General features: G+C 54.5%; 36 protein-coding genes. 8 read left to right on the plus strand and 28 right to left on the minus strand.

Translation table 11 applies throughout. The features are described 5' to 3' along the window. Positions 1 to 76 precede the first annotated feature (76 nt). The 3 genes from E4631_RS23235 to E4631_RS23245 all read left to right on the plus strand — a co-directional run bounded on the left by E4631_RS23235 (position 77) and on the right by E4631_RS23245 (position 2,829). On the plus strand, positions 77 to 853 hold the full coding sequence (locus E4631_RS23235; RefSeq protein WP_133656013.1) for a hypothetical protein: 777 nt from the start codon (positions 77 to 79) through the stop codon (positions 851 to 853). A gap of 130 nt (positions 854 to 983) precedes the next feature. After that, positions 984 to 1,988 carry a tyrosine-type recombinase/integrase gene (locus tag E4631_RS23240; RefSeq protein WP_133656012.1) on the plus strand — a complete coding sequence of 335 codons (1,005 nt, stop codon included), beginning with the start codon at positions 984 to 986 and terminating at the stop codon, positions 1,986 to 1,988. A 40-nt stretch (positions 1,989 to 2,028) separates the two neighbouring features. Beyond that, positions 2,029 to 2,829: a hypothetical protein gene (locus E4631_RS23245; RefSeq protein ID WP_133656011.1), complete on the plus strand. Its 801-nt coding sequence runs from the start codon at positions 2,029 to 2,031 to the stop codon at positions 2,827 to 2,829. 60 nt (positions 2,830 to 2,889) lie between these two features. Here the strand turns inward: E4631_RS23245 and E4631_RS23250 are convergent, their stop codons facing one another. The 4 genes from E4631_RS23250 to E4631_RS23265 form a co-directional block, all read right to left on the minus strand. Continuing rightward, entirely contained in the window at positions 2,890 to 3,414 is a 525-nt protein-coding gene (locus tag E4631_RS23250; RefSeq protein ID WP_133656010.1) for a hypothetical protein, read from the minus strand. Positions 3,415 to 3,479: 65 nt separating this feature from the next. Next, the gene (locus E4631_RS23255; RefSeq protein WP_133656009.1) at positions 3,480 to 4,418 is read right to left on the minus strand and encodes a hypothetical protein; all 939 of its coding nucleotides are present in this window, start codon (positions 4,416 to 4,418) and stop codon (positions 3,480 to 3,482) included. Position 4,419: 1 nt separating this feature from the next. Beyond that, a complete protein-coding gene (locus E4631_RS23260) occupies positions 4,420 to 5,136 on the minus strand; it encodes a hypothetical protein (protein ID WP_133656008.1) in 717 nt (238 codons plus the stop codon). A 124-nt stretch (positions 5,137 to 5,260) separates the two neighbouring features. Further along, entirely contained in the window at positions 5,261 to 5,593 is a 333-nt protein-coding gene (locus E4631_RS23265; RefSeq protein WP_133656007.1) for a hypothetical protein, read from the minus strand. Positions 5,594 to 5,671: 78 nt separating this feature from the next. On the opposite strand from E4631_RS23265, the gene E4631_RS23270 reads away from it, so the two are divergent. Further along, positions 5,672 to 5,995: a hypothetical protein gene (locus tag E4631_RS23270; protein ID WP_133656006.1), complete on the plus strand. Its 324-nt coding sequence runs from the start codon at positions 5,672 to 5,674 to the stop codon at positions 5,993 to 5,995. Positions 5,996 to 6,052: 57 nt separating this feature from the next. Here E4631_RS23270 and E4631_RS23275 read toward each other — a convergent pair whose 3' ends face one another. Further along, a complete protein-coding gene (locus tag E4631_RS23275; RefSeq protein WP_133656005.1) occupies positions 6,053 to 7,081 on the minus strand; it encodes a hypothetical protein in 1,029 nt (342 codons plus the stop codon). 201 nt (positions 7,082 to 7,282) lie between these two features. Here E4631_RS23275 and E4631_RS23280 point away from each other — a divergent pair, with 201 nt between their 5' ends. Together E4631_RS23280 and E4631_RS23285 are read left to right on the plus strand one after the other, a co-directional pair. Further along, positions 7,283 to 7,762 carry a translesion error-prone DNA polymerase V autoproteolytic subunit gene (locus E4631_RS23280; protein ID WP_240735199.1) on the plus strand — a complete coding sequence of 160 codons (480 nt, stop codon included), beginning with the start codon at positions 7,283 to 7,285 and terminating at the stop codon, positions 7,760 to 7,762. Positions 7,763 to 7,764: 2 nt separating this feature from the next. After that, on the plus strand, positions 7,765 to 9,120 hold the full coding sequence (locus tag E4631_RS23285; RefSeq protein ID WP_133656004.1) for a Y-family DNA polymerase: 1,356 nt from the start codon (positions 7,765 to 7,767) through the stop codon (positions 9,118 to 9,120). Here the strand turns inward: E4631_RS23285 and E4631_RS23290 are convergent. Together E4631_RS23290 and E4631_RS23295 are read right to left on the minus strand one after the other, a co-directional pair. Continuing rightward, positions 9,117 to 9,338 (minus strand): hypothetical protein, encoded by a 222-nt coding sequence (locus E4631_RS23290; RefSeq protein ID WP_133656003.1) that lies wholly within the window; start codon positions 9,336 to 9,338, stop codon positions 9,117 to 9,119. The genes E4631_RS23285 and E4631_RS23290 overlap by 4 nt on opposite strands. Before the next feature lie 5 nt (positions 9,339 to 9,343). After that, positions 9,344 to 9,907, minus strand: a complete 564-nt coding sequence (locus E4631_RS23295; RefSeq protein WP_133656002.1) for a hypothetical protein — start codon at positions 9,905 to 9,907, stop codon at positions 9,344 to 9,346. Positions 9,908 to 10,226: 319 nt separating this feature from the next. Here E4631_RS23295 and E4631_RS23300 point away from each other — a divergent pair, with 319 nt between their 5' ends. Together E4631_RS23300 and E4631_RS23305 are read left to right on the plus strand one after the other, a co-directional pair. Then, a complete protein-coding gene (locus E4631_RS23300; RefSeq protein ID WP_133656001.1) occupies positions 10,227 to 10,517 on the plus strand; it encodes a hypothetical protein in 291 nt (96 codons plus the stop codon). A 90-nt stretch (positions 10,518 to 10,607) separates the two neighbouring features. Next, entirely contained in the window at positions 10,608 to 10,793 is a 186-nt protein-coding gene (locus E4631_RS23305; RefSeq protein WP_133656000.1) for a hypothetical protein, read from the plus strand. Between the two features lie 19 nt (positions 10,794 to 10,812). Here the strand turns inward: E4631_RS23305 and E4631_RS23310 are convergent, their stop codons facing one another. The 21 genes from E4631_RS23310 to E4631_RS23410 all read right to left on the minus strand — a co-directional run bounded on the left by E4631_RS23310 (position 10,813) and on the right by E4631_RS23410 (position 22,192). Beyond that, positions 10,813 to 11,964: a Fic family protein gene (locus E4631_RS23310; protein WP_133655999.1), complete on the minus strand. Its 1,152-nt coding sequence runs from the start codon at positions 11,962 to 11,964 to the stop codon at positions 10,813 to 10,815. Positions 11,965 to 12,007: 43 nt separating this feature from the next. Further along, positions 12,008 to 12,250 carry a hypothetical protein gene (locus E4631_RS23315; RefSeq protein WP_133655998.1) on the minus strand — a complete coding sequence of 81 codons (243 nt, stop codon included), beginning with the start codon at positions 12,248 to 12,250 and terminating at the stop codon, positions 12,008 to 12,010. A gap of 23 nt (positions 12,251 to 12,273) precedes the next feature. Beyond that, a complete protein-coding gene (locus E4631_RS23320; RefSeq protein ID WP_133655997.1) occupies positions 12,274 to 12,591 on the minus strand; it encodes an antitoxin VbhA family protein in 318 nt (105 codons plus the stop codon). A gap of 13 nt (positions 12,592 to 12,604) precedes the next feature. Continuing rightward, a complete protein-coding gene (locus E4631_RS23325; protein WP_133655996.1) occupies positions 12,605 to 13,420 on the minus strand; it encodes a hypothetical protein in 816 nt (271 codons plus the stop codon). Between the two features lie 2 nt (positions 13,421 to 13,422). Then, positions 13,423 to 13,737, minus strand: coding sequence for a hypothetical protein (locus tag E4631_RS23330; RefSeq protein WP_133655995.1), 315 nt, complete (start codon positions 13,735 to 13,737; stop codon positions 13,423 to 13,425). 242 nt (positions 13,738 to 13,979) lie between these two features. Next, positions 13,980 to 14,408: a hypothetical protein gene (locus E4631_RS23335; RefSeq protein ID WP_133655994.1), complete on the minus strand. Its 429-nt coding sequence runs from the start codon at positions 14,406 to 14,408 to the stop codon at positions 13,980 to 13,982. A 22-nt stretch (positions 14,409 to 14,430) separates the two neighbouring features. Next, a complete protein-coding gene (locus E4631_RS23340) occupies positions 14,431 to 14,658 on the minus strand; it encodes a hypothetical protein (RefSeq protein WP_133655993.1) in 228 nt (75 codons plus the stop codon). Between the two features lie 72 nt (positions 14,659 to 14,730). Continuing rightward, entirely contained in the window at positions 14,731 to 17,058 is a 2,328-nt protein-coding gene (gene topA, locus E4631_RS23345) for a type I DNA topoisomerase (RefSeq protein WP_133655992.1), read from the minus strand. A gap of 15 nt (positions 17,059 to 17,073) precedes the next feature. Then, positions 17,074 to 17,757 (minus strand): hypothetical protein, encoded by a 684-nt coding sequence (locus tag E4631_RS23350; protein ID WP_133655991.1) that lies wholly within the window; start codon positions 17,755 to 17,757, stop codon positions 17,074 to 17,076. Then, on the minus strand, positions 17,754 to 18,044 hold the full coding sequence (locus E4631_RS23355) for a hypothetical protein (RefSeq protein WP_133655990.1): 291 nt from the start codon (positions 18,042 to 18,044) through the stop codon (positions 17,754 to 17,756). Before E4631_RS23355 ends, E4631_RS23350 begins: the two co-directional genes overlap by 4 nt. 14 nt (positions 18,045 to 18,058) lie before the next feature. Then, positions 18,059 to 18,295 (minus strand): hypothetical protein, encoded by a 237-nt coding sequence (locus E4631_RS23360; protein WP_133655989.1) that lies wholly within the window; start codon positions 18,293 to 18,295, stop codon positions 18,059 to 18,061. Next, on the minus strand, positions 18,292 to 18,777 hold the full coding sequence (locus E4631_RS23365) for a hypothetical protein (RefSeq protein WP_133655988.1): 486 nt from the start codon (positions 18,775 to 18,777) through the stop codon (positions 18,292 to 18,294). The genes E4631_RS23360 and E4631_RS23365 overlap by 4 nt, the downstream gene beginning before the upstream one ends. 33 nt (positions 18,778 to 18,810) lie before the next feature. After that, entirely contained in the window at positions 18,811 to 19,071 is a 261-nt protein-coding gene (locus E4631_RS23370) for a hypothetical protein (protein WP_133655987.1), read from the minus strand. 7 nt (positions 19,072 to 19,078) lie between these two features. After that, on the minus strand, positions 19,079 to 19,351 hold the full coding sequence (locus E4631_RS23375; RefSeq protein WP_133655986.1) for a hypothetical protein: 273 nt from the start codon (positions 19,349 to 19,351) through the stop codon (positions 19,079 to 19,081). An 85-nt stretch (positions 19,352 to 19,436) separates the two neighbouring features. Continuing rightward, entirely contained in the window at positions 19,437 to 19,781 is a 345-nt protein-coding gene (locus E4631_RS23380) for a hypothetical protein (protein ID WP_133655985.1), read from the minus strand. A 25-nt stretch (positions 19,782 to 19,806) separates the two neighbouring features. Next, positions 19,807 to 20,142 carry a hypothetical protein gene (locus E4631_RS23385; RefSeq protein WP_133655984.1) on the minus strand — a complete coding sequence of 112 codons (336 nt, stop codon included), beginning with the start codon at positions 20,140 to 20,142 and terminating at the stop codon, positions 19,807 to 19,809. A 23-nt stretch (positions 20,143 to 20,165) separates the two neighbouring features. Then, positions 20,166 to 20,453 (minus strand): hypothetical protein, encoded by a 288-nt coding sequence (locus E4631_RS23390; RefSeq protein WP_133655983.1) that lies wholly within the window; start codon positions 20,451 to 20,453, stop codon positions 20,166 to 20,168. A gap of 305 nt (positions 20,454 to 20,758) precedes the next feature. Further along, positions 20,759 to 21,052, minus strand: coding sequence for a hypothetical protein (locus E4631_RS23395; RefSeq protein ID WP_133655982.1), 294 nt, complete (start codon positions 21,050 to 21,052; stop codon positions 20,759 to 20,761). A 113-nt stretch (positions 21,053 to 21,165) separates the two neighbouring features. After that, positions 21,166 to 21,429: a hypothetical protein gene (locus E4631_RS23400; RefSeq protein ID WP_135318648.1), complete on the minus strand. Its 264-nt coding sequence runs from the start codon at positions 21,427 to 21,429 to the stop codon at positions 21,166 to 21,168. Between the two features lie 6 nt (positions 21,430 to 21,435). Further along, positions 21,436 to 21,825, minus strand: coding sequence for a hypothetical protein (locus tag E4631_RS23405; RefSeq protein WP_133655980.1), 390 nt, complete (start codon positions 21,823 to 21,825; stop codon positions 21,436 to 21,438). A gap of 10 nt (positions 21,826 to 21,835) precedes the next feature. Then, on the minus strand, positions 21,836 to 22,192 hold the full coding sequence (locus E4631_RS23410; RefSeq protein WP_133655979.1) for a hypothetical protein: 357 nt from the start codon (positions 22,190 to 22,192) through the stop codon (positions 21,836 to 21,838). Between the last annotated feature and the right edge of the window lie 219 nt (positions 22,193 to 22,411).

Consider the following 22,411-nt stretch of genomic DNA (forward strand, 5'->3'; position numbering starts at 1 on the left):
CGACGGGGCTTTTTTTAAGAGGCTTTGCTGCGTTTCCAGCCCTAATGAGTACGGTTGACTACAACAAGTCCATAAAATGCAACGGGTAATCTTTGGTGTAGATGCACTCACAATTGAGGATGCCAAGTCATTTGAAGCAGTTCAACCCATAGAGTTTGATGAGTTGACATTCTGTCTCATCGACAGAATTCATGATGCAAAAGCTTCGTCGTCTAGCCGTATTCGAGATGGGCACCTCCTTATAAGCTTGCTTGAAAAAATGCGCTCCTTAAAACAGTACATTCACTATACTGATTTCAAGCTAGAGCATCTTGCTATCCAGTTTGTCGACCCACAAAATAGTTGCTCTCTCTTTCAGCTTGGCTTGCTCGGAAGCTGGAACAACGGTGTGACACTTACTACTGCCGCTGATTTTGTGAACAAAGCATTACAAGATGGGCGCTATGAGGTTAGAGCAGAGCCAAAAGCCTATACTATATCAGAAGAAAGACTAAGGCAGCGATTAGCTATTGCGCCTCTATCGAACCAAGATTTACAGCAGTACGCAAGTACTTACAACAACCCTATACTATATAAGACACATAAAGAGTGCTTCGCGCTGCCGGTGTTGCCATTGATACATTCCCATATGCGCTCTACCTATGGAGAGAAGCACTCCCTGAACGATATTCATTTTAAACTTGGCCCATCGCCTAACAACGGCGCAAGCAAAAGCATATCATTTAGTCTTAACACTGATATTAACCTGCACTGGCGGAAGTACCGGAAAACTACTTATGCGGGGGCCATCAAGCTTGACACTCTAGAAGTATCTTCTTGCGTAACGGAAGTTGACGAATACAGCAGCAGCTAGCAAAACCCCGTCCGACCAACGGGGCTTTTCAAACAAGGTTTAGGTACGATAATGGTTAATTATCGTACCTAAGATTTCCGTACCTTGCCAAAGATTAGCTGACCATCTTTTTGCAATTGCAAAACCTAATATGGAACAAAAGGGAAAAAAAGAGCTGCTGCCCGCGCTGGCCAACTCGGTGCCGGCGCTGGCCCTGGCCGACCTCTCGGGCACTGTGGCACCGGACGTGGCCCGCTTCCTGGAACTCGGCTTGGAAGGTGCGGAAAATACGCGCCTGGGCTACGCTAGCGACCTGGCCACGTTTGAAAGCTACTGCACCGCCCATCAGCTCACGCCTTACCCTGCGGACGTGGCCACCCTCGCCGGCTACGTTGCTCACCTGGCCAACCTGCCGCGCAAGCTGGCCACCATCAGCCGGCATCTGGCCGCCATTCAAAAGAAGCATCAGATGCTCGGGCTTCGCTCGGCCGTAGGGTCGCCGGCCCTCGACGTGGTACTAAAAGGAGTGGCCCGCGTGGTCGGCAAGCGGCAAAAGCAAGCGCCGGCTTTCAGCGTGGACGACCTCAAAACGGCAATCAAGAGCCTGGACCTGGAATCCGCGGCCGGCATCCGGGACCGGGCGCTGCTACTGCTCGGCTTCGCGGGAGCCTTCCGGCGCTCGGAGCTGGTAGCCCTCGACCTGGAGCAAATCGAATTGACCGATGCGGCCCTGGTGCTGCACATGGCCAGAAGCAAAACCAACCAGACGGGCGAAGTAGAAGATAAAGCCGTTTTTTACGCTGGAAACCCACTTTTTTGCCCGGTGCGGGCCTTTCAGGACTGGCATAAGCTGCTAGGGCGCACGTCGGGGCCGGTGTTCGTGTCGCTCGTGCGTGGCAAGACTGCCGGCGACGCTGCACCGACTACTAACCGGCTCTCCGATGTGCGGGTAAACCGCCTGGTCAAGCTGCACCTGGGGGAGAAATACTCGGCGCACTCGCTGCGGGCCTCCTTCATCACCACGGCCAAACTCAACGGCCAATCCAACGAGTTCATCAAAAATCAAACAAAGCAGAAAACCGACGTAATGATTAGCCGCTACTCCCGATTGGGAGACGTTATCAAGTATAATGCGGCTTACTCGCTCGGTCTATAACCCTTCAACGGCTTTAGATGCCAGTTTTTAATAAGTAACAATGCAGTCAGAACTAGATTACAAGCAATTTGAATTCACGCCTCGTCAGCGTGAAATGATGCTCGACCTGGCCGAAAATGCGCGCCGGGCGTTGCGAGAACAACGTGTAAGGGCGTTAGACGAAGAACGGGATTTTCGGCCACCGTTAGAACCCATCGACCAGTTGCTGAATGATATATCAAAGTTTATATATCACGCTGAGGATGCCCAATACAAGAAATTAAGTTTAAGCAAGCCGCTGCTTATTAATTTGATATTTGAGCTAATGCAGCGAATGACCCCGAGCATTGAGGAACCTACCCCTGCTCTGGGCGCGGTGCAGGATGAGCAGCTGCGATTGTATTATTTTCTCAGCTTCGGCTTTACGTATCACTTCGCGATGCAGGAGTATCACGGCTATATAGACCAGTTCCGGCCAGCTGAGGAATTGGCGCGCAGCCAGCGATTTGCGCATCACTATATTAACACTGCGGGCATGAACGAAGTGGCTGTTTTCACAGCCCTTTATAATGCCGCTAACCCGCAAGGGATGGGTTTTCATCAGGACGACCCCCAAAATATTACGGAAGAAGAAGGGGCAAAGCTTTACTATGCAACTACCCCGGCATCCGAGAGGGACATGGATGATGAAGATGGTGAGGAAGGGGATTTCTTAAAAAGCAGGTTCGACTATGTGAATGGCCGCCGCATGAAACTTAGCCGGCGTGATATTGAACGAGGCTACATCGACGTAACGAACTACGATGTTGGAAACGGGGTCGGTGCAGCTCAGAAGGCAGTTGAGCACTTGCCCCGTATTTAACATTCTGTTTGTCCCACTGGCGCTTGCTCACTGAGGAAGCGCCAGTGGGATGTAATGCCTTTATAAGCCCGATGGAACAGGCTTAAAACTGGCTCTTTTAGCGTAATCGTATTCATCATCAATGGCTTTGTTAGCAATAGTTACGAAGGCCCATTCTGATTGCCAGTCGCTAAAGCCCATCGTGGCGACTTGCCCAAGCCATGCCATACCAATGCCATTGACTATCTGCCCTTGACCGTACTCCCTGATAAGCACATCTTTCACACCTTGGCTCTGATAGCCTTTATTTACAGCAATCGTCACTTTGAATAGCCGATTTTTGTAAAAGGAGTATGTGATATTGAACACCTGGTAAGGTCCGATTTCTAGCTTATCGCTTGGCCTAGTGAATTCTTTCATCTCTGGTATTGCCTTGTCTGCAAAGGCAGGCGCATAAGGAGCTAAACCAGACACTGTTTCAATGGCTACGCCAAATTTCAAATCACGAAATCCATTCTTCTGGTCCAAGCTGATGTATTGAGCCTTAGCCTGGAAGCACATAATGAAAAGAAATGCCACCCAAATTGTGTTTACTGCATTCTTCATGTGTTGATTAGATATAAAAGGACAATAAGAAGTAGTGAAAATGGCAAAAGCGTGCTTATGCTATCCTAGTCAATTTGGCCAAGTAAGGTATCAATAAGCTGCCGGATGTGTAGAAGTTGTGCTCGTACTGGCCCATCTTGGGCCGATGAAGAATGTACAGCATCAGAGCTATCAAAGGGCGCATATTCCTCAACAGGTGCGTTTGGATAAAATCGCTCCTTTATACGCATGCCATTCACACTGCCAGGAATAGGCTCAAGTTCATTGTAAGGGCAGTAATAGTTATGTAGGATAGGACCGTCCCCATATTCCCCGTTTGTGTACCAATGACGCTCTTTATAACGCTGGCCCTTACCATCAGTCTGTTCTTCAGTAGCAGCTTGTATAGTTACAGTTGGTGGTGGACACTCTGCCATAAAGGATTCTAATCCTTCGTAACCTGCTTGCAGTGGGGCAAGTAGCTCAGCTAAATAATCAGAATGGCCTTTAAAGAGCGGGGAGCCAATACCTGCTCGCACCTTCCAAATTTTTTCTAAGGAAATAGCTGCCTCTACTCGCTCGGAACGCTCCCACCAAGCTACTGCTTGTTGTAAATCAATACCTGCGGTGTCATCAAGCGTATAGCGAGCCCATAACATTTTATTTAGCTCATGCTGAAGGTCCATAAGTAACCTCCACTCTTGCTCTTTTAAAGTCTTAAGCTGCTCATAGTTCTCATAGTGGTAGCCGATGGCATGAGGCACTGTATATAATTCTGCCTGAGCCTGTAAGTGCCGCAAAACGATACTACCGTAAGTCCTGGGATTCAACTCCCACTTACCTATCTGCTGCCCATTCTGCTCAATAATTAATTCTGCTCTTATCGGTTGTTTTGGCGACGCATCGAGTTCAGAGCGTGGCGAAAGATACCAGCAAGCATTAGTATTGACATACTGGTCAATAAGAGGCGCTAAGTCTGCATTTGATAATGGCTTAGCTAATTTTTGCTTTGCGTTTTTTTCCATGTTATTTGGATGGCACAAATGCGTCATTGCGCTTTCTAAGCTGCTGGTCAACGATACGGCCGCTGGCCACGTCGATTACCAGTCCGACGTACACCTGTTCCCCTGGCTTTTGGTCGGACCTGGTAAAGCCTAGTAGGGTTATTTGGTCACAATCCGCGGCGAAAGGAGTTTCTAGCGACACTTTAAAGCTGCGGGTTTGGTGCGGCTTGAAAGGCAGTTGATAATCAGCCGTGGTAGCTCGTTCAGCGCCGGGCACATCGTGTAACTGCCCCCCCTTGGCCGTGGTAATGTGGCTGTTTCCCATCTCGTAAGCTTTAGACATACGATTATATGTTGTGTTGGCAGCGTGTGAACCTTGGCCGTAGTCAAAACAGGCGGCTTGTAAGGCGAAATAGTCAGGGATGGGGGCTTGCATCGCCTGTTCGTAAGGGTTCGTCATATCAAAGCTGAACGATAGCCGTTTGCCATCCGAAAAAGTAGCAGCAGAATAGGCATCTTTCCGCTGCTCAAACGCCTTTTTCACAGTTTTCAGTGAGACATTGTAAACGTGAATTTGGTAGTAGTAAGGGCTGCCCGGCAAATTTTCAAGTGCTCTGGAATAATCGGCCGGCGTCTCAAGTAAGGGCTTTGGCTTTGCTGGGGCGGCGGTTTTTACGTGTCGAGGGCTGCTCTCGCAACTGGCTAGCAGTAGCAGCAAGGAAAATAACTTTTGCTTCATTGGGTGCAAAGATTGTCAATTTGATACCACAAAAAGGCCCCCGGCGTGGTCACGTCGGGGGCCTTTTTGACTTCTGATAAGAGCGCGACAATTAGCGTTAAGCAGCACTTGGTGACTTATAGAACTACCGATTAGCTCCCTTTAAGCTAGCGGCAATCTCGTCACAATAAGCCTGAAACTCTTCCGAATACCCCTTACGCTCCAATCGGCTCTGTTCTTCGCTCACAATGTTGTCAGCCGACATGCCGGTAACCCATACAATACCTATCAGGCGTACAAGGGTCCGGGCGTACTCGGCCGGGTCGGTACGCAGGCGGGCAAAGGCCGGTTCTTGGTCGTGAAATACCGCTTGCTCTAACGACCAAGAAATATGCGCGGCGTTGGACTGCTGCTGCTGCACGGTCCAATATTCTTGAGTTTCACCTTGTAGGTCGTCGTCGTTTTCAGGAGAGGTCATATAGCATTTGCTGCTGGTGGGTTGTCAAATGTAGCCAAAAAGAGAAGTTACCTTAGTATAGAACAAAGCCCCTTACTTATGATACGCGACCGGATACGAACCACTGATTTTCACGAATGGCTACAAGCCATCGAGCTTGAAGACTATGAAGTCTATGCGCTCTACCAAGCCGTAGAGAATCTGACAACCGAAGGGTTATTCACCTGTAAACCTGGGCGTGACGTTGAATCCGATGTGCGCGTCGTGACAACTCCCTCTATTGATTTAAAACTGGATTTAGTCACCCCAAAGGCCCGCGAAGCTTTCCTAAGCCACCTGCGGCATGAATACATGGATGGGATGGAAGCGGATGCTTGGTTGTCGATTCAAAAAGAGAAAGACGCTCAGTATATAACCCATTGACTTTCAATAGAAAAGCCCGCCTGGTAAGGGCGGGCTTTTTCGTGGTTGGTGGTTCACCTAGCTCATGGCTAGCCCGGCGAAGTGGTGAAATAGTTGCTCATCTTGGCGGAAACGGTCGTTTATGGCCAGCGAGCTACGAGAGTTAAACAGCGCGAAGTTGGCGGCGTTGTAGGCCAGCCACAAGTTAGCGTCCGTTTGTAGAAGCGTTTCCTCGTAAGCCAGTCGCTCTAACGCTGCGGCGGCTAGTTTCTTAGGCAGCTTAGTATCAGCAAAAAGCTTCTCGCGGTCGCCGGTAACGAGCTTGCCGGAAAGCTCCTTGTAAACTTGGGTAGTTAGCGAATAGCGCTGCTGCAAAAACTGCTGGAATGCCTGCTCTAAGTGCTTTTTGAAGATTTCAAGGTTAAGGCCCTTGTGGTGAAACTTGCGCTCTAGCAAAATCTCGTGCTCCCGTTCCACCTTGCGCTCGGTCACTTCCACTAGCTCAGCCTCTTTCTCCTTCTCAATTTTGCGGTGCTTGGTGGGCTTGCCTGCGGCCAACCAGTTCAGGTATTCATCCAGTGTATAGTAGTCGTCGGCCCATCCCATTAAGCCGTTGGTGCAAACCTCGCGGAAATAGCTAACCCGCATTTTGCTTTGGCTGCTGGTCTGCTCACGCTCCCACTCGGCCGAACCTTGCAGCGAGAAGGGGGTTTTACCGCTGTACGAGTTGTTAATGATGAGGGAGCGAAATAGCCGGTCGCGTACCTGCGACTTGCCGGTGGTGGCCACGTCGTTGATTTCGTCGGGCATGACGAGCGAAAGGCAGAACTCGCCTCGGGTGGTGTAACTGGCGTTCAGGCGGTGGCCGGGTAGCTGGACCTCGGCCACGTCGCGCACGAGCTGGTTTGGTATTAGCGTGTACTCCCCGCTTTGCACGGCGAAAATGGTTTTTTGCCCTGGCGTTACCTCGCCTACCACGGCCTTATTGCGGTCACTAGGTAGCAGGAACTCCCCATTCAACAGATTGGCTAGGGGCTCGGTGGCAACGGGGTAGCAAATGGTGTCCCACTGGCTAGCTTTTTCAAGAAGGGTGCTCTGAGTGCTCATGGTTAAAAAGGGCTTTTGGAGTGTGTTAGTGATACTTATTAAACGAACATCGCCCTTATAAAGTTGCATAAACTACAACTTTATTTAAGTAGTTTATACATACTTTATCTACGCTCAATTATTAACCTGCCAATTCCGTTAGTTAATTTCATACTAATTTTATTGGCATACATTTACTTTGCGTCCCACCAATCCGGCTCCATGATGAATGATGTTGACTTAATCCCGGTCCCGGAACCCACTGATACGCCCTGGCTGCTGCCGTTTTTTAGCTATCTGGTGCCGGCTGGTTTCCCCTCACCCGCTACCGACCATATGGAAGTTGGCGGCGTGTTCGACTTGAACCGGCTGCTGCTGCGGCACCCTGACGCTACTTATCTGGTGCGGGTATCAGGCGAAAGCATGGCCGGCGCAGAAATTCATGCCGGCGACTTGCTGGCCGTGGACAAGCTGCTAGAAGCCGACCACAACCACGTCGTTATCGCCGTGGTGCATGGTGAGGTCACGGTTAAGCGGCTCATGCGCAAGGGGCAAACCTGGTGGCTAGAGCCCGCTAATCCGGCTTATCAGCCCTACGAAATAACGGACCCCGACGAAATACGCATTTGGGGCGTGGTTACCCACGTCGTGCATGAACTGGTGCCCGGCAAGCTTCACGCCCTCCTACATAGCCGCGATTAACCATGTTTGGCCTCCTAGACTGCAACAATTTCTACGTAAGCTGCGAGCGGGTTTTTCAGCCGCGCTATGAGGGCCGGCCGGTGGTCGTGCTCAGCAACAACGACGGTAATTTGATAAGCCGCTCGGCCGAAGCAAAGGCCCTCGGGCTGAAAATGGGCGACCCGTATTTTCAGGTGAAAGAGGTGCTGAAACAGCATGACGTGGCCGTTTTTTCAAGTAACTACGCCCTTTATGGGGATATGTCGCGCCGCGTCATGTACCACCTGGGGCAAGTGGCACCGGCCGTAGAAATTTACTCCATTGACGAGGCTTTTCTGGACCTGGCCGGCATGGAAACCTACCTGGGCAATCTGGATGCTTACGCCCATAAAGTACGCGCTGGGGTCAAGGAAAGGACGGGTATTCCTACCTGCGTGGGGGTCGCGCCAACCAAGACATTAGCTAAACTAGCCAATCGCATTGCCAAGAAAGATGCGGCGCTGGGCGGGGTGCTCTACCTCAACTCGGCCGAACGGCGGGCCTGGGCGCTGCGGCAAGTGCCAGTGGGCGACGTGTGGGGCGTGGGCCGGCAATATGCCGCCAAGCTGACTGCGGCCGGCATTGATTCGGCCGCTGACTTAGCCCGCGTCTCGGATTCCTGGGCGCGTAAGTTCCTTGGGGGCGTGGTTGGGGCACGGCTGGTGCAAGAACTGCAAGGCCGGCCCTGCGCAGGGCTTCACCCTTCGGAAGATGGAACGCTCAGCCGGCAAAGCATCAGCTGCTCCCGCACGTTTGGCCGGCCGCTGTCGGCTTACTCCGATGTATTGGCGGCGGTCGCGGCGTTCCTGTCGCGGGCGGCTGAAAAGCTCCGCGCTCAAGGTGACACGGCCCACGTCCTAACGGTGTACATCAGCAAAAACCGCTTTGCAGCTAATGTATTGCCGCCCTTCTCGCGCTCGGCAACGCTCACGCTGCCGGCTGGGCCTACGGCTGATACTACGGTGCTCTTGGGCTACGCCCGCGCCTTGCTCAGCCGCTTATGGGAGCCGGGCACGGCCTACCACAAGGCCGGCGTGGTGCTCGACGGATTGGAGCCGCCCGGCACTGGCCAGCAGCTAGACTTGTTTGCTCCCGCGCCGGCTCCGCTGGTGCTGCCGGAAAAACGGGCAGTGCTCAGCCAGCGGCCAGGCTTGATGGCCAGCCTCGACGCGCTGAACGAGCGGTTCGGACGGGGTACGGTACGGGTTGCTACGGCGGTTCCTGCACCTGGCCACCACGGCACGGCCGGGAGTGGCGCTCGTGCGCCCTGGGAAGGCAAAGCTCAATGGCGCTCCCCTGCCTTCACTACCCGCTTGGAAGATTTGCTACTAGTTAACTAAACAGCACTAGTTGGCTTCTGCGCCTCATCTTCCCCTAGAATCTCTTTCATCATCCGCTTGTAAACGCCAGGCGGGTACATCGCCTCGCATTCTTCCTCTGTTGCAATCAGGTCAATTACTGGCAGATTCAAGTTAAGTAAATCGCGGTCTAGCTCCTGGGTGGTGATATTATGCTCAGGGCTAACCGGCTCGTTAGGTGTCGTATTAGCAGTATTCATGGTGCTTAAATGCTGTGTTTAGTAAAGTCCCATTCCACCAATAGAAAGTTAGCGGGCTGCAAGCCTGCCTGTAAGCTAGCTTCCAACCAGCGGGGTTGCGTCGGCCGGATTCGGTCTTTCTTGTGGCGTTTCAATTCGGCAAATAAAACGACTTCCCCCTGCCAGCCGACTACATCCCAACACCCCGCATAGGTGTTGCCGTTGGCCTGGGCAATTTTATGCATCAGGTTCAGCATAGCAGGGTCGGTAATTGGTTCGTGCTGCTGCCCGGCTATACCGGCATCTACCCACCGGGTCAAATGCTTGGGTGTCATTGCCCCGGCTGCAAAGGGTTCTACCCAACGAGCCTGCCAGCCGGAAAGAAGCATTAACTCATAGATGCACAACTCTGCAAAAATGGGCTTTCCCCCAAAATCTATCAGGGGCTTCTTGCCAAAAGTGTTGTTTAGGTCGGCCCCCTCCCAACGCCGCAACTGCAATTCAACCTTTGGAATCGTTATAGTCTGGCCGTTGCTGGATAGGGTTTCGGTGGTATTTGGCCTTAGTAGGCTAGGGTAAGTGAGGTTCATAGTAGGATTGATGCTCAGACAAATAAACGCGTGCATCTTTGAAGTATTATGGCTACCCTCTTACTCACCTTACACTGTTTATTAAGTCTTACCCCTCCTGGGACTAAGCCCCCAAAAAGCGTGTACATCTGTCAGGGCTCGGCCTCCTACGCCTATCATTCCACGGTGAAATGTGAGGGCCTGGCCTGGTGTAGCACATCAGCCAAAGCACTCCCGAAAGCGGCGGCGCTTAAGTTGGGGCGGCGGGCCTGCGGTCGCTGCTGCATCAGATAGCCGGCTGGCTGCTATCTTACTGCCTCACTAGTATTTCTTTCCTCTTATGCAACCCATAACCTTAGCCCTGCCTAGCCGATTTAAATTCGGCATTCTGCGAAAAGCCCACTTGTACGAGGACGTACAGGGCCACAATGTACCTGCTATCCTGTTCTTTTTGAGCATGAGCATACTTGCTCATTGCTTCCTGGCCTACGTCTTATTTGCCGGCTTCGTAGCTGTTTGGATTGCTGGGGTGCGGATTGCCAGTGAAAAGCGGTTCCTACTGCTGAGCGCGTTAATGTGGTTTGCAGCCTTCGCCAGTCTTTGGCTGCATGGTCCGCTGGGCCACGAATAAAGTTGTAAAAAGTGCGCTATTCCTGCAACTAACGGCAAGGAATTTGCGTAATACGAGTAGGCAGTAAGGTATCATTAAAGTATTACTATTATGAAAACCTTCCTTGGTTTTGGTGCCGTTATTTGGTTTCTGTATTCCTCCTGGGCTCCTACCTGGGGGCCTTCTTTGGCTATCTGGCTGCTAATTATCGGCGCTTTTGCGGTGCTGGGTCCGTCGTTCGCCAAGCTCAACCGGCCGACTCGTCGCAACCACTACAACGAATACAACGAATATTAAGCTTGGCCACTGCGCCTTGCTACAATCTTGGCCCTCGACGCTTCGGCTCGGGGGCTTTTTGTTGCTGCACCTCTGAGGTCGGGCCAATTTTCCCCTCTGGTTCCTCTTTCGGTGTTGGGGGTGTCACGGTGAGCTGCTGGCCCTGGCCAGCATATAGTAGCGCGGCCTGGTCGATGGCGCGGCTGAATCGGTCAAGCTGCGCCTGGCCGTTGCCCACCTTGGCCGGGGCCTGCGCGGCATCCTCGACCTGCCGGTGTAGCGCGGGGGCTAGCTGGGCAATAGCTTCTGGCTTGGGGGTAACGTGGCGCTGAAGGTTTATGAAAAGCGCGTTGTGCATCGGGTCGCCCTCCTTGGTCTGGCGCAACTCATTTAGCCGAATGTTTACGGCCTGGCTGCTGGCCTTCAACTCGCGCAACGCCTCGATGCGAACGACTGCCGGCGTAGGCTCAGCCAGTGGCCGCGCCTGGCTCGGGTGGCGGGCTAGCTCAGCCTCCTTTCCGGCGCGGGGTTTCACGAGGCGGGTAAGCAGGGCCTCCAATCGACCAATGTTGTTGCGCGGATTGGCAGATTCGGCAATCAGGGCGGTATCGCGGGCCGGGTTGAACTCGCGGAACTCCGGGGTAAGGTCCAATTTGTAGCCAGCTTGCTTGCCCAACTCAAAAAACATCGCCTGCACCGTGCGGCCGTTGCCTTCCCGGAAAGCGTGAATGTGGTTGTAGTGGTCCATGTAGTACGCGGCACGCTTCACGAACTGGTCTTTGTCAAGCCCTTTCAGGTTGTTCTCCTGGCTCAGCTGCGCCGATACAGCCGCTAGGTCAGGGCTAATCTGCCGGTAGTGAGCGTAGCTCATTAGGTAGCCCTCGCGGTCGCCCTTCTTCTGGCCCTGAAAATTGCGGTCTGCGCGGGTTTCTCCGGCCCAAGGGTACACGTCCTGGAACAAGTAGCTGTGCATCTGCCGGGCGTACTGCTCGTTGAATACGGCCGGGGTCAGCGGGGCGGGCACGTCGGGTGCCGGCGCGTTGCTCTTGGGAAAGCGAAATTCAGTGAATCGGCCAATCGAAAGGTCGTGCTCTCGGCGGTCAAGGTGGCTTTGGCTGGTAGCCCCTACGGTGTTGTAAAGCAGCCCATCGGCGGGGTTGGTAAAGTCTAGCGGCTGCTCAGGGCTATTCATACGCACGAAAAAAGCCCGGCCGGGGCCGGGCTAGATGATTCAGTTAAGCTTTTTTCAATTCGTCGTGCAGGGCAGAAAATCGCTCGTCCCTGGCCTCTTTCGTTTCAAACCGAAGCATTCGCTTCTCGTCGCCTACGAGGGTAACATTGATTACCGGAATGGAAGCATCCTCATTTCTAAAACGGGCCTGGGCGGCTTCTACAACGCTGTTGTAGTGGCTATCGGCCGAAATTTTCAAGATTGCCTGGGGCTGCACAAAGCAGTTATCAAGCTCAATAAGTGTCATACGCTGGTGGGGGTATCAGGCGGCTAGCCAATCCAAGGTTGGTCCATGTCTATCTGCTCGTACTGCTGCGGGGCTGCCTCCACGAGCACCGGATAGTAGCGGTCGGGCTGTCCATCCTTATAGCGGGGGTCCGCGGTGGGTTGCTTCGGATAGAGGCGGGTAAGCTCTGCCCGAATAAAAGCCAAGTCGATTTCACCGGCAATGTAGCGTTGGTACAACGCGGCCAGCTCGGGCGACGCGCTGCCGCCCTGGCTCATGGACAAGCCCACGGCCCACTTCACTCCCTCGCGGCGCTGCTGCGGGGTGCGTTCATCTTCGGAAAATTGGGGAGTGTAGCTCATGATGAAAAGCGGCTTAGAAGTGGGGGCCACGTCGGCGGGGCGTAGGAGCTGGGCTCGGACCTTTCGCGGGGCCAAGGGGTGGTAATTTCGCACCTGGTATGTTGGGGTGCAACATTTTTAACTGCTGATTGGCCTGGTAAAGTTCGGCAATCTCGCGGCCGTGCTTCTGCTCTCCGGGGGTGCCGCGCAACATCTCGTTCACGCGGTCCTGAAACAGTGGCTTAATAGCGGCCTCGACTGCGCGGTTATCGGCCTGGCCGTGCTCTAGTTTCTGCAACCAGGCTAGCCGGTGCTCCCGCTGGATGCACGGCATCACGTCGGCTACTTTTAAGGCGGGGGTGGCTCCTTTTAGAATAGTGTCCTTGGCCTCGGTCAGAAAGTATTGGTTGCCTACCCCGTCGCCGTACTGCAAATTATTGCGGGTCCGACCGTGGCCGAACTCGGCCGGCTGGGCAACCTGCACGTCGGCGGCTTTGATGGGCCGCATGACTTGGTAGATGCTGACGCGGGGGCTATAAAAGTGTTCTCCGGTATCGGTAGGGCGAAAAGGGCGCACCTGCAATGCTTCGGCCAAATTGCGAGCCTTCACCTCGCCGGTTGGGCTTAGATGCTTTAGCAGCGTGGCGGCATCGGTGAAATAGGGCGAAATGGTTTCCTCCCCTTTCCGAATGTCGCCCTCGGGCCGAAAGTCGAACTGCACCAACAAAGTGCCCACCGGCAAATCGTGCTTAGGGTGGTGCCACTGGTCAACGCCTGGATACAGATTTGAGCCCTGGTCAAGCAACGCCTGGCGGGCGGGGGTATCGGCGGCGGGAATCGTTACGGGCACGGCTACACGTTGAACTTTAGCACAACGTCACTGGCGGGGTTGGCCTGGGTGATTCGCACGAAGTTGCGCGTGTCCTGCACGGTGTCTTTTGTAAGCAGGATGGTAGCCGGAAAAGCGAAGTGAGCCCGCAACCTGGCCATATCCAGTGCTTCTTTGAAATAGTAGCTCCCGTAACCGTCGCGGTCATAAGTAAACATGGCCTGGTCGGCTGGGGTGTTGCCCTCGGCGGTTAGGTAGTCGATGATGGGCTGCAAGTGCGCGGTGCGCGAATCGGGCAGCTTCTCGACGAGGACCGTTTTTTCAAGGGTCTGGCTCATAGCTAAGGATGGTTGATTTACCAGCAAGTTAGCAGGTGTCGATAACCTACGCTTTTGCTGCTGGGCCAACGAGCGAGCTTGAGAAAGACCGGGCATGAGAAAAGAGCTTAGAATGAGGTGAAACTACTAGTATAGTAACGGCAAATTGGGCTAAAAAGTTGCAGAAATTACATAATTAACCTCTGGCAAAAAGTGGGTTTGCAGCTGATTGGAGCAATAAAATGGCTGCTATACCATTCCGCTTACCCTACCTCTTTCACATCATCCTCGACACTCCTAATTTCTTCACGCATGATGCCTTCGGTTATGATTCCGTCCTCTTTAAATTTTAACAATACCCACTTGTAAAAGTCAAAATAGACACGTCCCCAATCGCTCAAAACACCTCTATAAATGTGGTTCTCACCAGAAACCACATTCTGCTCAACGTTCTTTTTCATAGCGTTCAAGCATACCCGACGAGCAGACACGGAGCCATTTCTGATAGATTCAGTGATTTTATCGGATTGGCTAAGCACCTGTTTCCTGCATTCGTCATAGAGTTTATCTGCAACAGAGCTGGCCTCTAACGATTTACCAAAAGATTGAGAAATATCACTCCTAAAAGTATCAAGAACACTTAAAACCTCTTTTATCTCTTTGGTTGCGAACAGATTAGAGAAGAAACCCATGTGATTTTTTGGATAAGAAGGATTAATAGCTACTCTGAGAATCGGTAATGCTCACGCTCATTTCGTAGCGGTCGGCCTCGGCTGGTGCGCCGCTGGGTGGGGTAATAATCACTTCGTAGCGGTCGGTGCCATACTCGGCATATATGCGGTTTTGAGCGGCTGCAACGGCTTCTTCAGAACTGCCAGCGCCCGTTACGGTAACGCTGGTGGCATGGGAGCCTGGGCCGGGACTATCAAAAAATACTTCCATCGTGAATGAGAACAAAAGGGGAAAAAAGATACTTGGAATGGCTTTACTACTTTTTGCAATTGCAAAAACACCTTACTTCTTGCCGGCGTTTTTCTTCTTCCACGCTTTGTAGCTCTTAATCATCTCGGCGCACGTCGCCGCGTCGGTGGCCTTCGCCTCGTCCTCGGTAACACCTGGCTTAAACTTGGCTTTCACCTCCCCATCGGAGACATACAGGCCCCACTCATTTTTGCCGATGGTGTACTTGCCCACGGTGGCCAGCACGTCTTTTGCTGCCTGCTCCTGGGCCTTGGTAATGAAGCCTACCGCCTGCACCGATGTAATCTCAGCTGCGGCGGTGCCCTCCGGGGCGTTGAAGTACTTCTCGTTCCACTTGATGTAAACGCCCTTTGGCCCCTGGCCAACCACTACCGGCTTGCCCTGGTGCTGGCCCACCTCGCGGGGGGCGGTCTGCCGGCGCTGGGTAATGAGGGCCTGCGCCTGGGCCTCGCTCAGCGTGGCATGGTTGGTGCCTTCGGGAATGTTATAGTATTTCTCGGCGTGGAGAATGTACGGGCCGTTTTTGCCGCTGCCAATCAACATTTCGGTTCCCTCGAACTGGCCAACGAGTCGCTTTTGCAGCTCGGCGCGGTCGGGGGTAATCTCGTTGGCCTTGGCTACCCAATCCAGCAAATTCTTGTCAAACATCGGCACGAACTGCTGGTACGTCTGCGTCCCTGCGGCTATCTTATCAAAGATGGCTTCGCAGCCAGCCGTGAATTTATAGTCCATGATTTTGGGGAAATTCAGCTCTAGGAACTCGGTTACTTGGGTGCCGGTGGCCGTAGGCAACAGCTTGTCCTTATCAGCGCCCAACGTCTCGTTTTTCGTGCTGGTGGTTAGCTGGCCGTTCTGCCACGTTAGCACCTGGCTAGTGAGCTTCTTGCCGGCGACGCTGCCGGTGTCGATGTACTGGCGGGCAAAAATGGTCTTTAGAATCGACGCATAGGTACTCGGTCGGCCAATGCCCCGCTTTTCCAAATCGGCTACAATGGTGGCCTCATTGTAGCGTTTGGCGGGGCGGGCATAGCTTTGGCGGGCCTCCAACTTAACGAGCGTAAGCGCCTCGCCTTCTTCGACGGGGTTTTTCAGCGTGGTTTCGTCCTCGTCGGCTCCTTCCTCCCCTTCATCCTCGCCCTCCTGGTACGCGGCCAAGTAGCCAATTTGGGTTAGGACGCGGGTTGAACTGGTGTAGGTGTCGGCGGCATCAGCACCTGGAGCTAAAGTTATCGTGGTCTGGTCGTACTGCGCTGAAACCATCTGCGACGCCACGGCGCGGGTGTAAATCAGCCGGTAAAGGGCCTGCTCGTCGGGCGTGTCGCCGGCTGTGGAATTTTCCCAATGGGTCGGCCGGATGGCTTCGTGGGCTTCCTGCGCCCCGTCTTTGTTCTTAGTCTGGCGGGCTTGGAACTGGCCGGCCCCGAACTGCGCGGTAATCTGCACCTCGGCTTGCTGGGTGGCTTCCTCGCCAAGATTCACGCTGTCGGTACGGATATAGGTAATGTGGCCTTCCTCAAATAGCTTTTGGGCCAAATCCGATACCTTTTGCACTTTGAATTTCAGCTTTTTTACGCCCTCCTGTTGAAGTGTCGATGTGCTGAAAGCGGGCTGGGGCTGGCGTTCCACCGGCTTCTTCTCGACGCTCACAACGCCAAAGCTGCTGCGGCCCACCTGCTGCAAATACGCCTGGCCCTCGGCTAGCGTGGTGAAAGGCTCGGCGGTGCGGCGGGCCTTGAACTGCTCCCCGTGGGCGGTCTGCACGGTGGCCACTACCGGCACGGTGAAGCGGTCAGCAAACTGCTGAATCTCGCGCTCCCGTTCGACTATCAGGCGCACGGCGACCGACTGCACCCGGCCGGCGCTCAGGCCCTGGGCAATTTTGCGGCTTAGTACCGGGCTCACGGTAAAGCCCACCAGTCTATCTACTGCCCGTCGACCCTCCTGGGCGTGAACGAGCGGTATATCAATCAAGCGCGGGGCGGCTAGGGCTGCCTTAATGGCCTTCTCGGTAATTTCCTGGAAGGTTACGCGCTTCGTCGTGCGTGGGTCAAGGCCCAACACCTGGCATAGATGCCACGAAATAGCCTCGCCCTCGCGGTCGGGGTCGGTGGCCAAGTACACGTTGCCCGGCCCTACGGCCTTGGTCTTGGCCCGCAGGTTGGCTACCACGTCTTTCTTATCGGGACTAATGCCGTAGATGAGCGCGTGGCCGTGCTCCCGGTCAACGCCGATGCTGCCGGTTTCCTTATCCACTACGAGGTCGCGGATATGGCCCACCGAAGCGGCTACCTCATAATCCGGCCCGGCGTAACCCTTGATTTTCTTAATCTTATTCGGGCTTTCTACGATGATAAGCTTCATAATTTGTGGGTGGGACTAGTGAAATGTGAACGATGATGCGTAGTCGTAACCGTCGCTCAGCGTGATTTTGGTAAATCCTTTCTCGTGCCATTCATCGAGGGTATGCCCGGCCAGCCCGCCACCAACTTGCAGCTTCCGCGCCCAAACAGCGCTGAATAGCGCGTATTCCAAGGTTAGGTGCGTAGCATCCTGACCGCTGGTGCTCACCTTAATATCTAGGTTGTTGTCTAGAAAGTCGTTGCGTATGGTTTTGGCGTAGCTCACGCGCTCCTGCCGGGCCTGCCGGGCACTGGCCGCGTCGTGAACTGCTTGCTGGGCTGCGTCTTGTTTGTCGGCTACGGCCTGGCTGCGCACTTGTCGGGCGTGAAGCTTTTTCCACTCACCGGCACGAGCTTTCAGCTTTTCAAGAAACAGCTTGTTAACCGATGGGTCGGAAAAGTACACTACTCGCTCTCCGGCCTGGATTGACTTTAGCCCCTGGGCGCTCAGCTTACCTAGCGTTTCCTCTATGTATTCGGATGAATTGGCCTGGCCTAGCTGCTTTGCCTTTACGGCCTCGTACTCCTTAATCAGCTCGTTATGCTGGGCAACCTCAGCTTGTGACGGGGCCGGCTGGGCCTGGGCCTCGGGTTTTCGTTTTTGCTCCGAACAACCTGCACAAACGAGTAAGCCAAAGGATAGTAGTAATGCTGATTTCATGAATTATCGGTTGGAAATGGAGTTGGAATCGCTGAAATGGAGAAGGGCCAGGGCCACTCAGGATGCAGCCAGCGCAAGAAGTAGACCGTGGCCACGGCTAGGACAATCAAGAAGATGATGAACCACTGGCTTAGGCGGCTGCGGTGCTCTATCTGCCGAAGGGCGGGGGCTAGCAGCTCATTGCCACGCTGGCCGGCATCGTGTAGGGCTTGGCCCATCGCATCGAGGGGCGCGGGCGGAAGCACCGGCAAGGGCCGGGGCTGGCGGCGGCGGGCTAAGAATTTCATGCGCGGGGCCTGGCTTAGAAAGGGTAGAATAGATAGCCAGCGTAGCCAAGAATGGCTGCAACGGCCACCATGAGTAACCAGAAGATGCGCCCGTCGTGCCGGTTGGTGGTGGCACTCTTTTGGGCCTGCTGCATCAGTTCGTCGCTTCGCCGGTTGGTTGCTTTCAGTTTGAGGTCGGCCACAACAAGTGCGGCTGAATTGGCTACAATCTGTTCGGCTAGCTGTTCGGGGGTGGGGCGGTCGGTGTTCATCTAACCTTGCTGGTAACGGCGGCTGCTTTCGGTGCCGGCGCGGGCGCCAGTGCCCGCCAAACCTGGGCCGGGGCCTGGCCGTTGCTCAACTGCACCACCAACGCGGCCATGTCCTCTTGATTGAGCATATCCCGGCGCGGCTCAACAAAGCGGACTCCATCGAACAAATCCCGTTCTCCGTGCCCGAAATGCACGGCGTACACGTTTTCGTAGTTGTCGGAATAGGCATAGCGGGTGAACAGCGTAAGCGAGCTGGGCTCAATGTTGTACTCCTGGCAAACCTTGGCGGCTAGCGTAATGTGGCACTGCATCAAGCCAATCAAGGCGGGCTGCTGCAACGTCTGCGGCAACTCAGTGGCCACGGCCCACCCCCGGCCGGGATGAACAACGAGTTCGCAACGGGTCGGCTGGCGCTTCACGTCGTCGTAAAGATGAAATGGCAGGACGTGGGTAACGTCGGCCAACAGATGCAGGCTGTTCATAGGAAAGGGGACGGAAAAGGATTGTGGGATAGATTAGGGCAGGCGCACTAGCCACCCCTGGCGCTGGAAGCTCTCGCGCAGTTCGTCGGCGCTCACGTCCTCCCCGGTGAATTGCAGCCACTGGGCTACGGTTTCAAGGTCGGGGGCTTCGGCTAGAAAAGTGTTCGGCGTGGGTAGCGCCTCGGCGGCGGCGATGCGCTGGGCCTCGTCCGGGTAGCGAAGCAATAGCTCGGCCATCTGATAGAGCATCGACCGGATGCCGGTAGGGGCTACATACTCGGGTAGGATGCTCATAAAGGCGCTAGTGCTGACGAGCTGGCCGGCCCAAGACGGGTGCGGGCGGCTCAATCGGGTTTTTGATTTGGTGCTCAGCCAGCGCCGTTACCACCGTAAGGTCAACGCCGGCTAAGCCTGCAACCTTCAGCAACTCGCCCACGGTGAACGTGGCCGGGTCTTGCATCCGAGTAAGCAGGGTGCGCGGGTTAATTTCAAGCGCCTTGGCTGTTTTGCCGCGCTCACCTAGCGAGTGAATAAGTTCGGCTAGGGTGTCGAAGGGGACTTTTTTAGTCGGCATTTTGCAGAAGATTTGGGGCCAATGAGGCGGTAAAAATGTATGTATTTTTCGCAACATTACGGCCCCTTCGCTGCACGGTTCTAAACTATTCGGAAAAGGGCGGCGCACTGACCGGGGCGGGGGCGTTCCAATCGCGGTAGCGGGTGGTATTGCGGTCGGCAATGATGGCCAGTCGCTCGGCCTGGTCGTCGCGCTTTAGCCAGACGTGGTTGCTGCCGCTGTGGACGGTGTAGCCCTCCCCCATCACCTCGCGGGCCTGGCCGGCGAACTCGCGCAGGTCGCCCACGTCGGGTGCGGCCTGGATAAGCTGCCGTAGCTGCTCTAGGCGCTGGGCTTCGGCTTCGTCGGCCGGTTGTTGCTCCACGGCAAGATAAGCCAACTGCGGGGCGAAAACAGGGGTAAACGGGGCGTTTTGACGAGTGGTGCTCATGGTAAAAGGAACAAAAGGGAAAAAACTACTCGCCCTGGGGTGGCAAGCCGGCCAACGTTTTAGAAATGTGCATCACCTGGGCGAAGTGGAACGCCTCACCGAAAAGCCCACGGCGGTAGTCGGCGGCGAGCTGGCCCACGTCGGAAAATCGGTAGTCGAGGCCCGTATCACCTAGCGGCAATAAAAACTGGTCGGCCTCCTGGGCACTAAAGCCCCCAACGTTGCTGCCATTGCTCAGTAGCAGGCTTACACCGGGGCGGGCCTGCGGCCCATCAATGAAGGTGTAGGTTTCGTAAATGATGCCTACGGCCTGGTCCCGCGCATAATACACGGCTTCGCCTACGGCTAGATTATGGGGCATTTCCATTGGGTAAAAGGTACTTTTTACAATTGCAAAATATACTGGCCGCCCTGTTCCTCGCGGGTCATTCGCAAGCCTTCGCGGGCAATCGAACGAGTAGCTTTCACAAGCTTAACTAGGGCCTCGTACCCCTCGGGCGTGTCAATTTCTATTGCTAGCCGCTCGGCTACTTCCTCGGCCAGCACCTCGGAATTAATGCCTTTGTCGCGCTGCTGCATCAGCACCTCCACGTCGGTAATGGCGGCAATTATCCGGCTGCGGTAGGCGTTCCACGTCGGGCTTTGGATGGTGGGGGCTTCGCTGGCTTTCATGATACAAGCACTTGGGCGGGGGCCTGGTCTAGCGCCTCCCATAAGGTTAAAACATCGGATTCAGCTTGTTTTACTTGGTTGCTGGCACTCTCTGAGCACTGCTCTAGCTGGTCTAAGTAGTGCCGACGGTCCCACCCCGCCCCCCACTGGTGGCCTCCGGCCCGGCTGTAAGCTTTTGCGGCGCGTTTAGCCTCGCGGCGGGCTTTCAAAAGCACATTTACGGCGCTGTGTAGGGCTTTCAGGTCAGCATCCATTGGGGGCGGGTTGGGGTTATCGGGATAAACGAGCGGGCATTTTTACCTTGATTACCAGACTGTTAGGCCGTTGCCCTGGTTGAAAGATTCATCCAACCAAAGGCGCTCATACAGGCCCTCCGGGGCCTCAATGCCCAATTTTTCCAACTCGTCGGCTACCGCGTCCACGTCGGGTAACCCGCCCCCGCGCTCCATCAAGCAGGTATAAAGTACCTCGCGCTCAGCCGGGGCCTCCGCAACTGCCCAAACGGTTAGGTGCTGGTGCTGCAAAGGGCGGTCCCATCCACACTGTACTTGCACTTGCTGGCCAGTGCTGGCGGTCGTTGAAAAATGGTGCTGGCTCATAGTCAAAAAGTGCTTTCTGAATGTGTTACTGATACTTATTAAACGTTAAATCACGGCTTAATGTTGCATAAAATACATCTTTATTTACGTATTTTTTACATCTTTTAAGGCACTTAAAACAGGGGTAATTGGCTTTTGACGGGGCCGGGTACTACCGGCGTTGCGGGGGCCTCGTCCCATGTGGTAATGATGCGGCCGTACTTGGTCAATTCCTCCTGTTCCCAAACCGGGTGCGCGGCCTGGCGGCGCTGCTCGTGGGGCTGCACGAATGGCCCGCTGTGGCCGCTGGGGCGCTTGCAGTAGGTGCCGGCCTTGGCCTGGCACTGCGGGCAAACTACCTCCCGGTAGTCGTACCAATCGGGATTCATCTTGGCCATAGAAGACTAGAATAATTGGCTGGCTTGGGCGCTGGCGTAGGCTTTGCCGTTGCTGAGCACAACCGCAGTGGCGCTGTGAATCGGGGCCTGGTCCTCAACGCGGAAAAAGTGGCCGGCCTGGTAAGGGTTGTAGGATATGGGCTCGGTTGCCTCGGGCTGGGCGGCACTGGTGTAGATGCCGATGGCGTAGGCGTGAACATTTCGCTGGCGCTGGGCAAGCACCCGCTGGCGGGCGCTCTCGGTCACTTTGAAGCTCACGCCGCGAAGCTGCACCGTGGCAAGGTGGGCCACGACTAGCCCCCCAAACTGGACCGAAAAAAGGCCGTTTTTTAGGTTCCTATATACTTTTACCTGCTGGCCTTCTAGGTCGATGGTAAGGGCTCGGGGGGCTGGCATGGTGCGGCGCTTAGAGGTGGGTATCGTAGCCGGTAACCGACGTAAAGAGGGCGGGCAAGTCCTCGCCGTACACCATTTCAAAGGTCTGCTGGTGGCTAATTTTCGGCTCCCAATCGACTAGCACCTGGCGGTAAAATTCCACCTTGTAGGTGTCCGTGGGCATGAGCGTAATTTTTAGCCGGTTTACCTGAGCCTTGTTCTTGCGCAAATCCATGCGCAGCCAAGGGTTCGGGTTGTGCTCCGTCCGGCCCGCTGCCATCAGCTTATCGGCTCCGGTCATCACCAGAAACTTGTTGCCGCCTAGCTGCTGCAAGATGGTAACGGCTTCCTCTACTACTGCGGGTTTGGGGCTGGGCGTGGTGCTCATAAAAAGGGCTTTTTGATGCGTTGCTGATACATATTAAACGCAAAAGGCCCCTATAATGTTGCATAAAATACATCTTTATTTAAGTAGTTTTTACATATTTATTTCTGGCACGGATGATGGCTTTTTCCCTTTTGTTCCTTTTTACAATTGCAAAAAGGTGCGGCTTAGCCCACCTACTTATTGCCTTTTTGCAATTGTAAATTCCTCTTGTTCCCGGCC

The organism is Hymenobacter sp. UV11, from assembly GCF_004684095.1.
Lineage (GTDB): Bacteria > Bacteroidota > Bacteroidia > Cytophagales > Hymenobacteraceae > Hymenobacter.

Bases quoted from the DNA above. Each gene is read 5' to 3' on its own strand.
- E4631_RS23385 (WP_133655984.1), bottom strand. From the start codon at position 20,142: ATGCCCCATAATCTAGCCGTAGGCGAAGCCGTGTATTATGCGCGGGAC.
- E4631_RS23240 (WP_133656012.1), top strand. From the start codon at position 984: ATGGAACAAAAGGGAAAAAAAGAGCTGCTGCCCGCGCTGGCCAACTCG.
- E4631_RS23355 (WP_133655990.1), bottom strand. From the start codon at position 18,044: ATGAAATTCTTAGCCCGCCGCCGCCAGCCCCGGCCCTTGCCGGTGCTT.
- E4631_RS23280 (WP_240735199.1), top strand. From the start codon at position 7,283: ATGATGAATGATGTTGACTTAATCCCGGTCCCGGAACCCACTGATACG.
- E4631_RS23290 (WP_133656003.1), bottom strand. From the start codon at position 9,338: ATGAATACTGCTAATACGACACCTAACGAGCCGGTTAGCCCTGAGCAT.
- E4631_RS23375 (WP_133655986.1), bottom strand. From the start codon at position 19,351: ATGCCGACTAAAAAAGTCCCCTTCGACACCCTAGCCGAACTTATTCAC.
- E4631_RS23330 (WP_133655995.1), bottom strand. From the start codon at position 13,737: ATGAGCCAGACCCTTGAAAAAACGGTCCTCGTCGAGAAGCTGCCCGAT.
- E4631_RS23400 (WP_135318648.1), bottom strand. From the start codon at position 21,429: ATGGCCAAGATGAATCCCGATTGGTACGACTACCGGGAGGTAGTTTGC.
- E4631_RS23335 (WP_133655994.1), bottom strand. From the start codon at position 14,408: ATGGGTTTCTTCTCTAATCTGTTCGCAACCAAAGAGATAAAAGAGGTT.
- E4631_RS23365 (WP_133655988.1), bottom strand. From the start codon at position 18,777: ATGAACAGCCTGCATCTGTTGGCCGACGTTACCCACGTCCTGCCATTT.
- E4631_RS23405 (WP_133655980.1), bottom strand. From the start codon at position 21,825: ATGCCAGCCCCCCGAGCCCTTACCATCGACCTAGAAGGCCAGCAGGTA.
- E4631_RS23270 (WP_133656006.1), top strand. From the start codon at position 5,672: ATGATACGCGACCGGATACGAACCACTGATTTTCACGAATGGCTACAA.
- E4631_RS23305 (WP_133656000.1), top strand. From the start codon at position 10,608: ATGAAAACCTTCCTTGGTTTTGGTGCCGTTATTTGGTTTCTGTATTCC.
- E4631_RS23275 (WP_133656005.1), bottom strand. From the start codon at position 7,081: ATGAGCACTCAGAGCACCCTTCTTGAAAAAGCTAGCCAGTGGGACACC.
- E4631_RS23285 (WP_133656004.1), top strand. From the start codon at position 7,765: ATGTTTGGCCTCCTAGACTGCAACAATTTCTACGTAAGCTGCGAGCGG.
- E4631_RS23255 (WP_133656009.1), bottom strand. From the start codon at position 4,418: ATGGAAAAAAACGCAAAGCAAAAATTAGCTAAGCCATTATCAAATGCA.
- E4631_RS23380 (WP_133655985.1), bottom strand. From the start codon at position 19,781: ATGAGCACCACTCGTCAAAACGCCCCGTTTACCCCTGTTTTCGCCCCG.
- E4631_RS23340 (WP_133655993.1), bottom strand. From the start codon at position 14,658: ATGGAAGTATTTTTTGATAGTCCCGGCCCAGGCTCCCATGCCACCAGC.
- E4631_RS23410 (WP_133655979.1), bottom strand. From the start codon at position 22,192: ATGAGCACCACGCCCAGCCCCAAACCCGCAGTAGTAGAGGAAGCCGTT.
- E4631_RS23390 (WP_133655983.1), bottom strand. From the start codon at position 20,453: ATGAAAGCCAGCGAAGCCCCCACCATCCAAAGCCCGACGTGGAACGCC.
- E4631_RS23315 (WP_133655998.1), bottom strand. From the start codon at position 12,250: ATGACACTTATTGAGCTTGATAACTGCTTTGTGCAGCCCCAGGCAATC.
- topA (WP_133655992.1), bottom strand. From the start codon at position 17,058: ATGAAGCTTATCATCGTAGAAAGCCCGAATAAGATTAAGAAAATCAAG.
- E4631_RS23260 (WP_133656008.1), bottom strand. From the start codon at position 5,136: ATGAAGCAAAAGTTATTTTCCTTGCTGCTACTGCTAGCCAGTTGCGAG.
- E4631_RS23295 (WP_133656002.1), bottom strand. From the start codon at position 9,907: ATGAACCTCACTTACCCTAGCCTACTAAGGCCAAATACCACCGAAACC.
- E4631_RS23370 (WP_133655987.1), bottom strand. From the start codon at position 19,071: ATGAGCATCCTACCCGAGTATGTAGCCCCTACCGGCATCCGGTCGATG.
- E4631_RS23350 (WP_133655991.1), bottom strand. From the start codon at position 17,757: ATGAAATCAGCATTACTACTATCCTTTGGCTTACTCGTTTGTGCAGGT.
- E4631_RS23265 (WP_133656007.1), bottom strand. From the start codon at position 5,593: ATGACCTCTCCTGAAAACGACGACGACCTACAAGGTGAAACTCAAGAA.
- E4631_RS23320 (WP_133655997.1), bottom strand. From the start codon at position 12,591: ATGAGCTACACTCCCCAATTTTCCGAAGATGAACGCACCCCGCAGCAG.
- E4631_RS23310 (WP_133655999.1), bottom strand. From the start codon at position 11,964: ATGAATAGCCCTGAGCAGCCGCTAGACTTTACCAACCCCGCCGATGGG.
- E4631_RS23250 (WP_133656010.1), bottom strand. From the start codon at position 3,414: ATGAAGAATGCAGTAAACACAATTTGGGTGGCATTTCTTTTCATTATG.
- E4631_RS23300 (WP_133656001.1), top strand. From the start codon at position 10,227: ATGCAACCCATAACCTTAGCCCTGCCTAGCCGATTTAAATTCGGCATT.
- E4631_RS23245 (WP_133656011.1), top strand. From the start codon at position 2,029: ATGCAGTCAGAACTAGATTACAAGCAATTTGAATTCACGCCTCGTCAG.
- E4631_RS23360 (WP_133655989.1), bottom strand. From the start codon at position 18,295: ATGAACACCGACCGCCCCACCCCCGAACAGCTAGCCGAACAGATTGTA.
- E4631_RS23235 (WP_133656013.1), top strand. From the start codon at position 77: ATGCAACGGGTAATCTTTGGTGTAGATGCACTCACAATTGAGGATGCC.
- E4631_RS23395 (WP_133655982.1), bottom strand. From the start codon at position 21,052: ATGAGCCAGCACCATTTTTCAACGACCGCCAGCACTGGCCAGCAAGTG.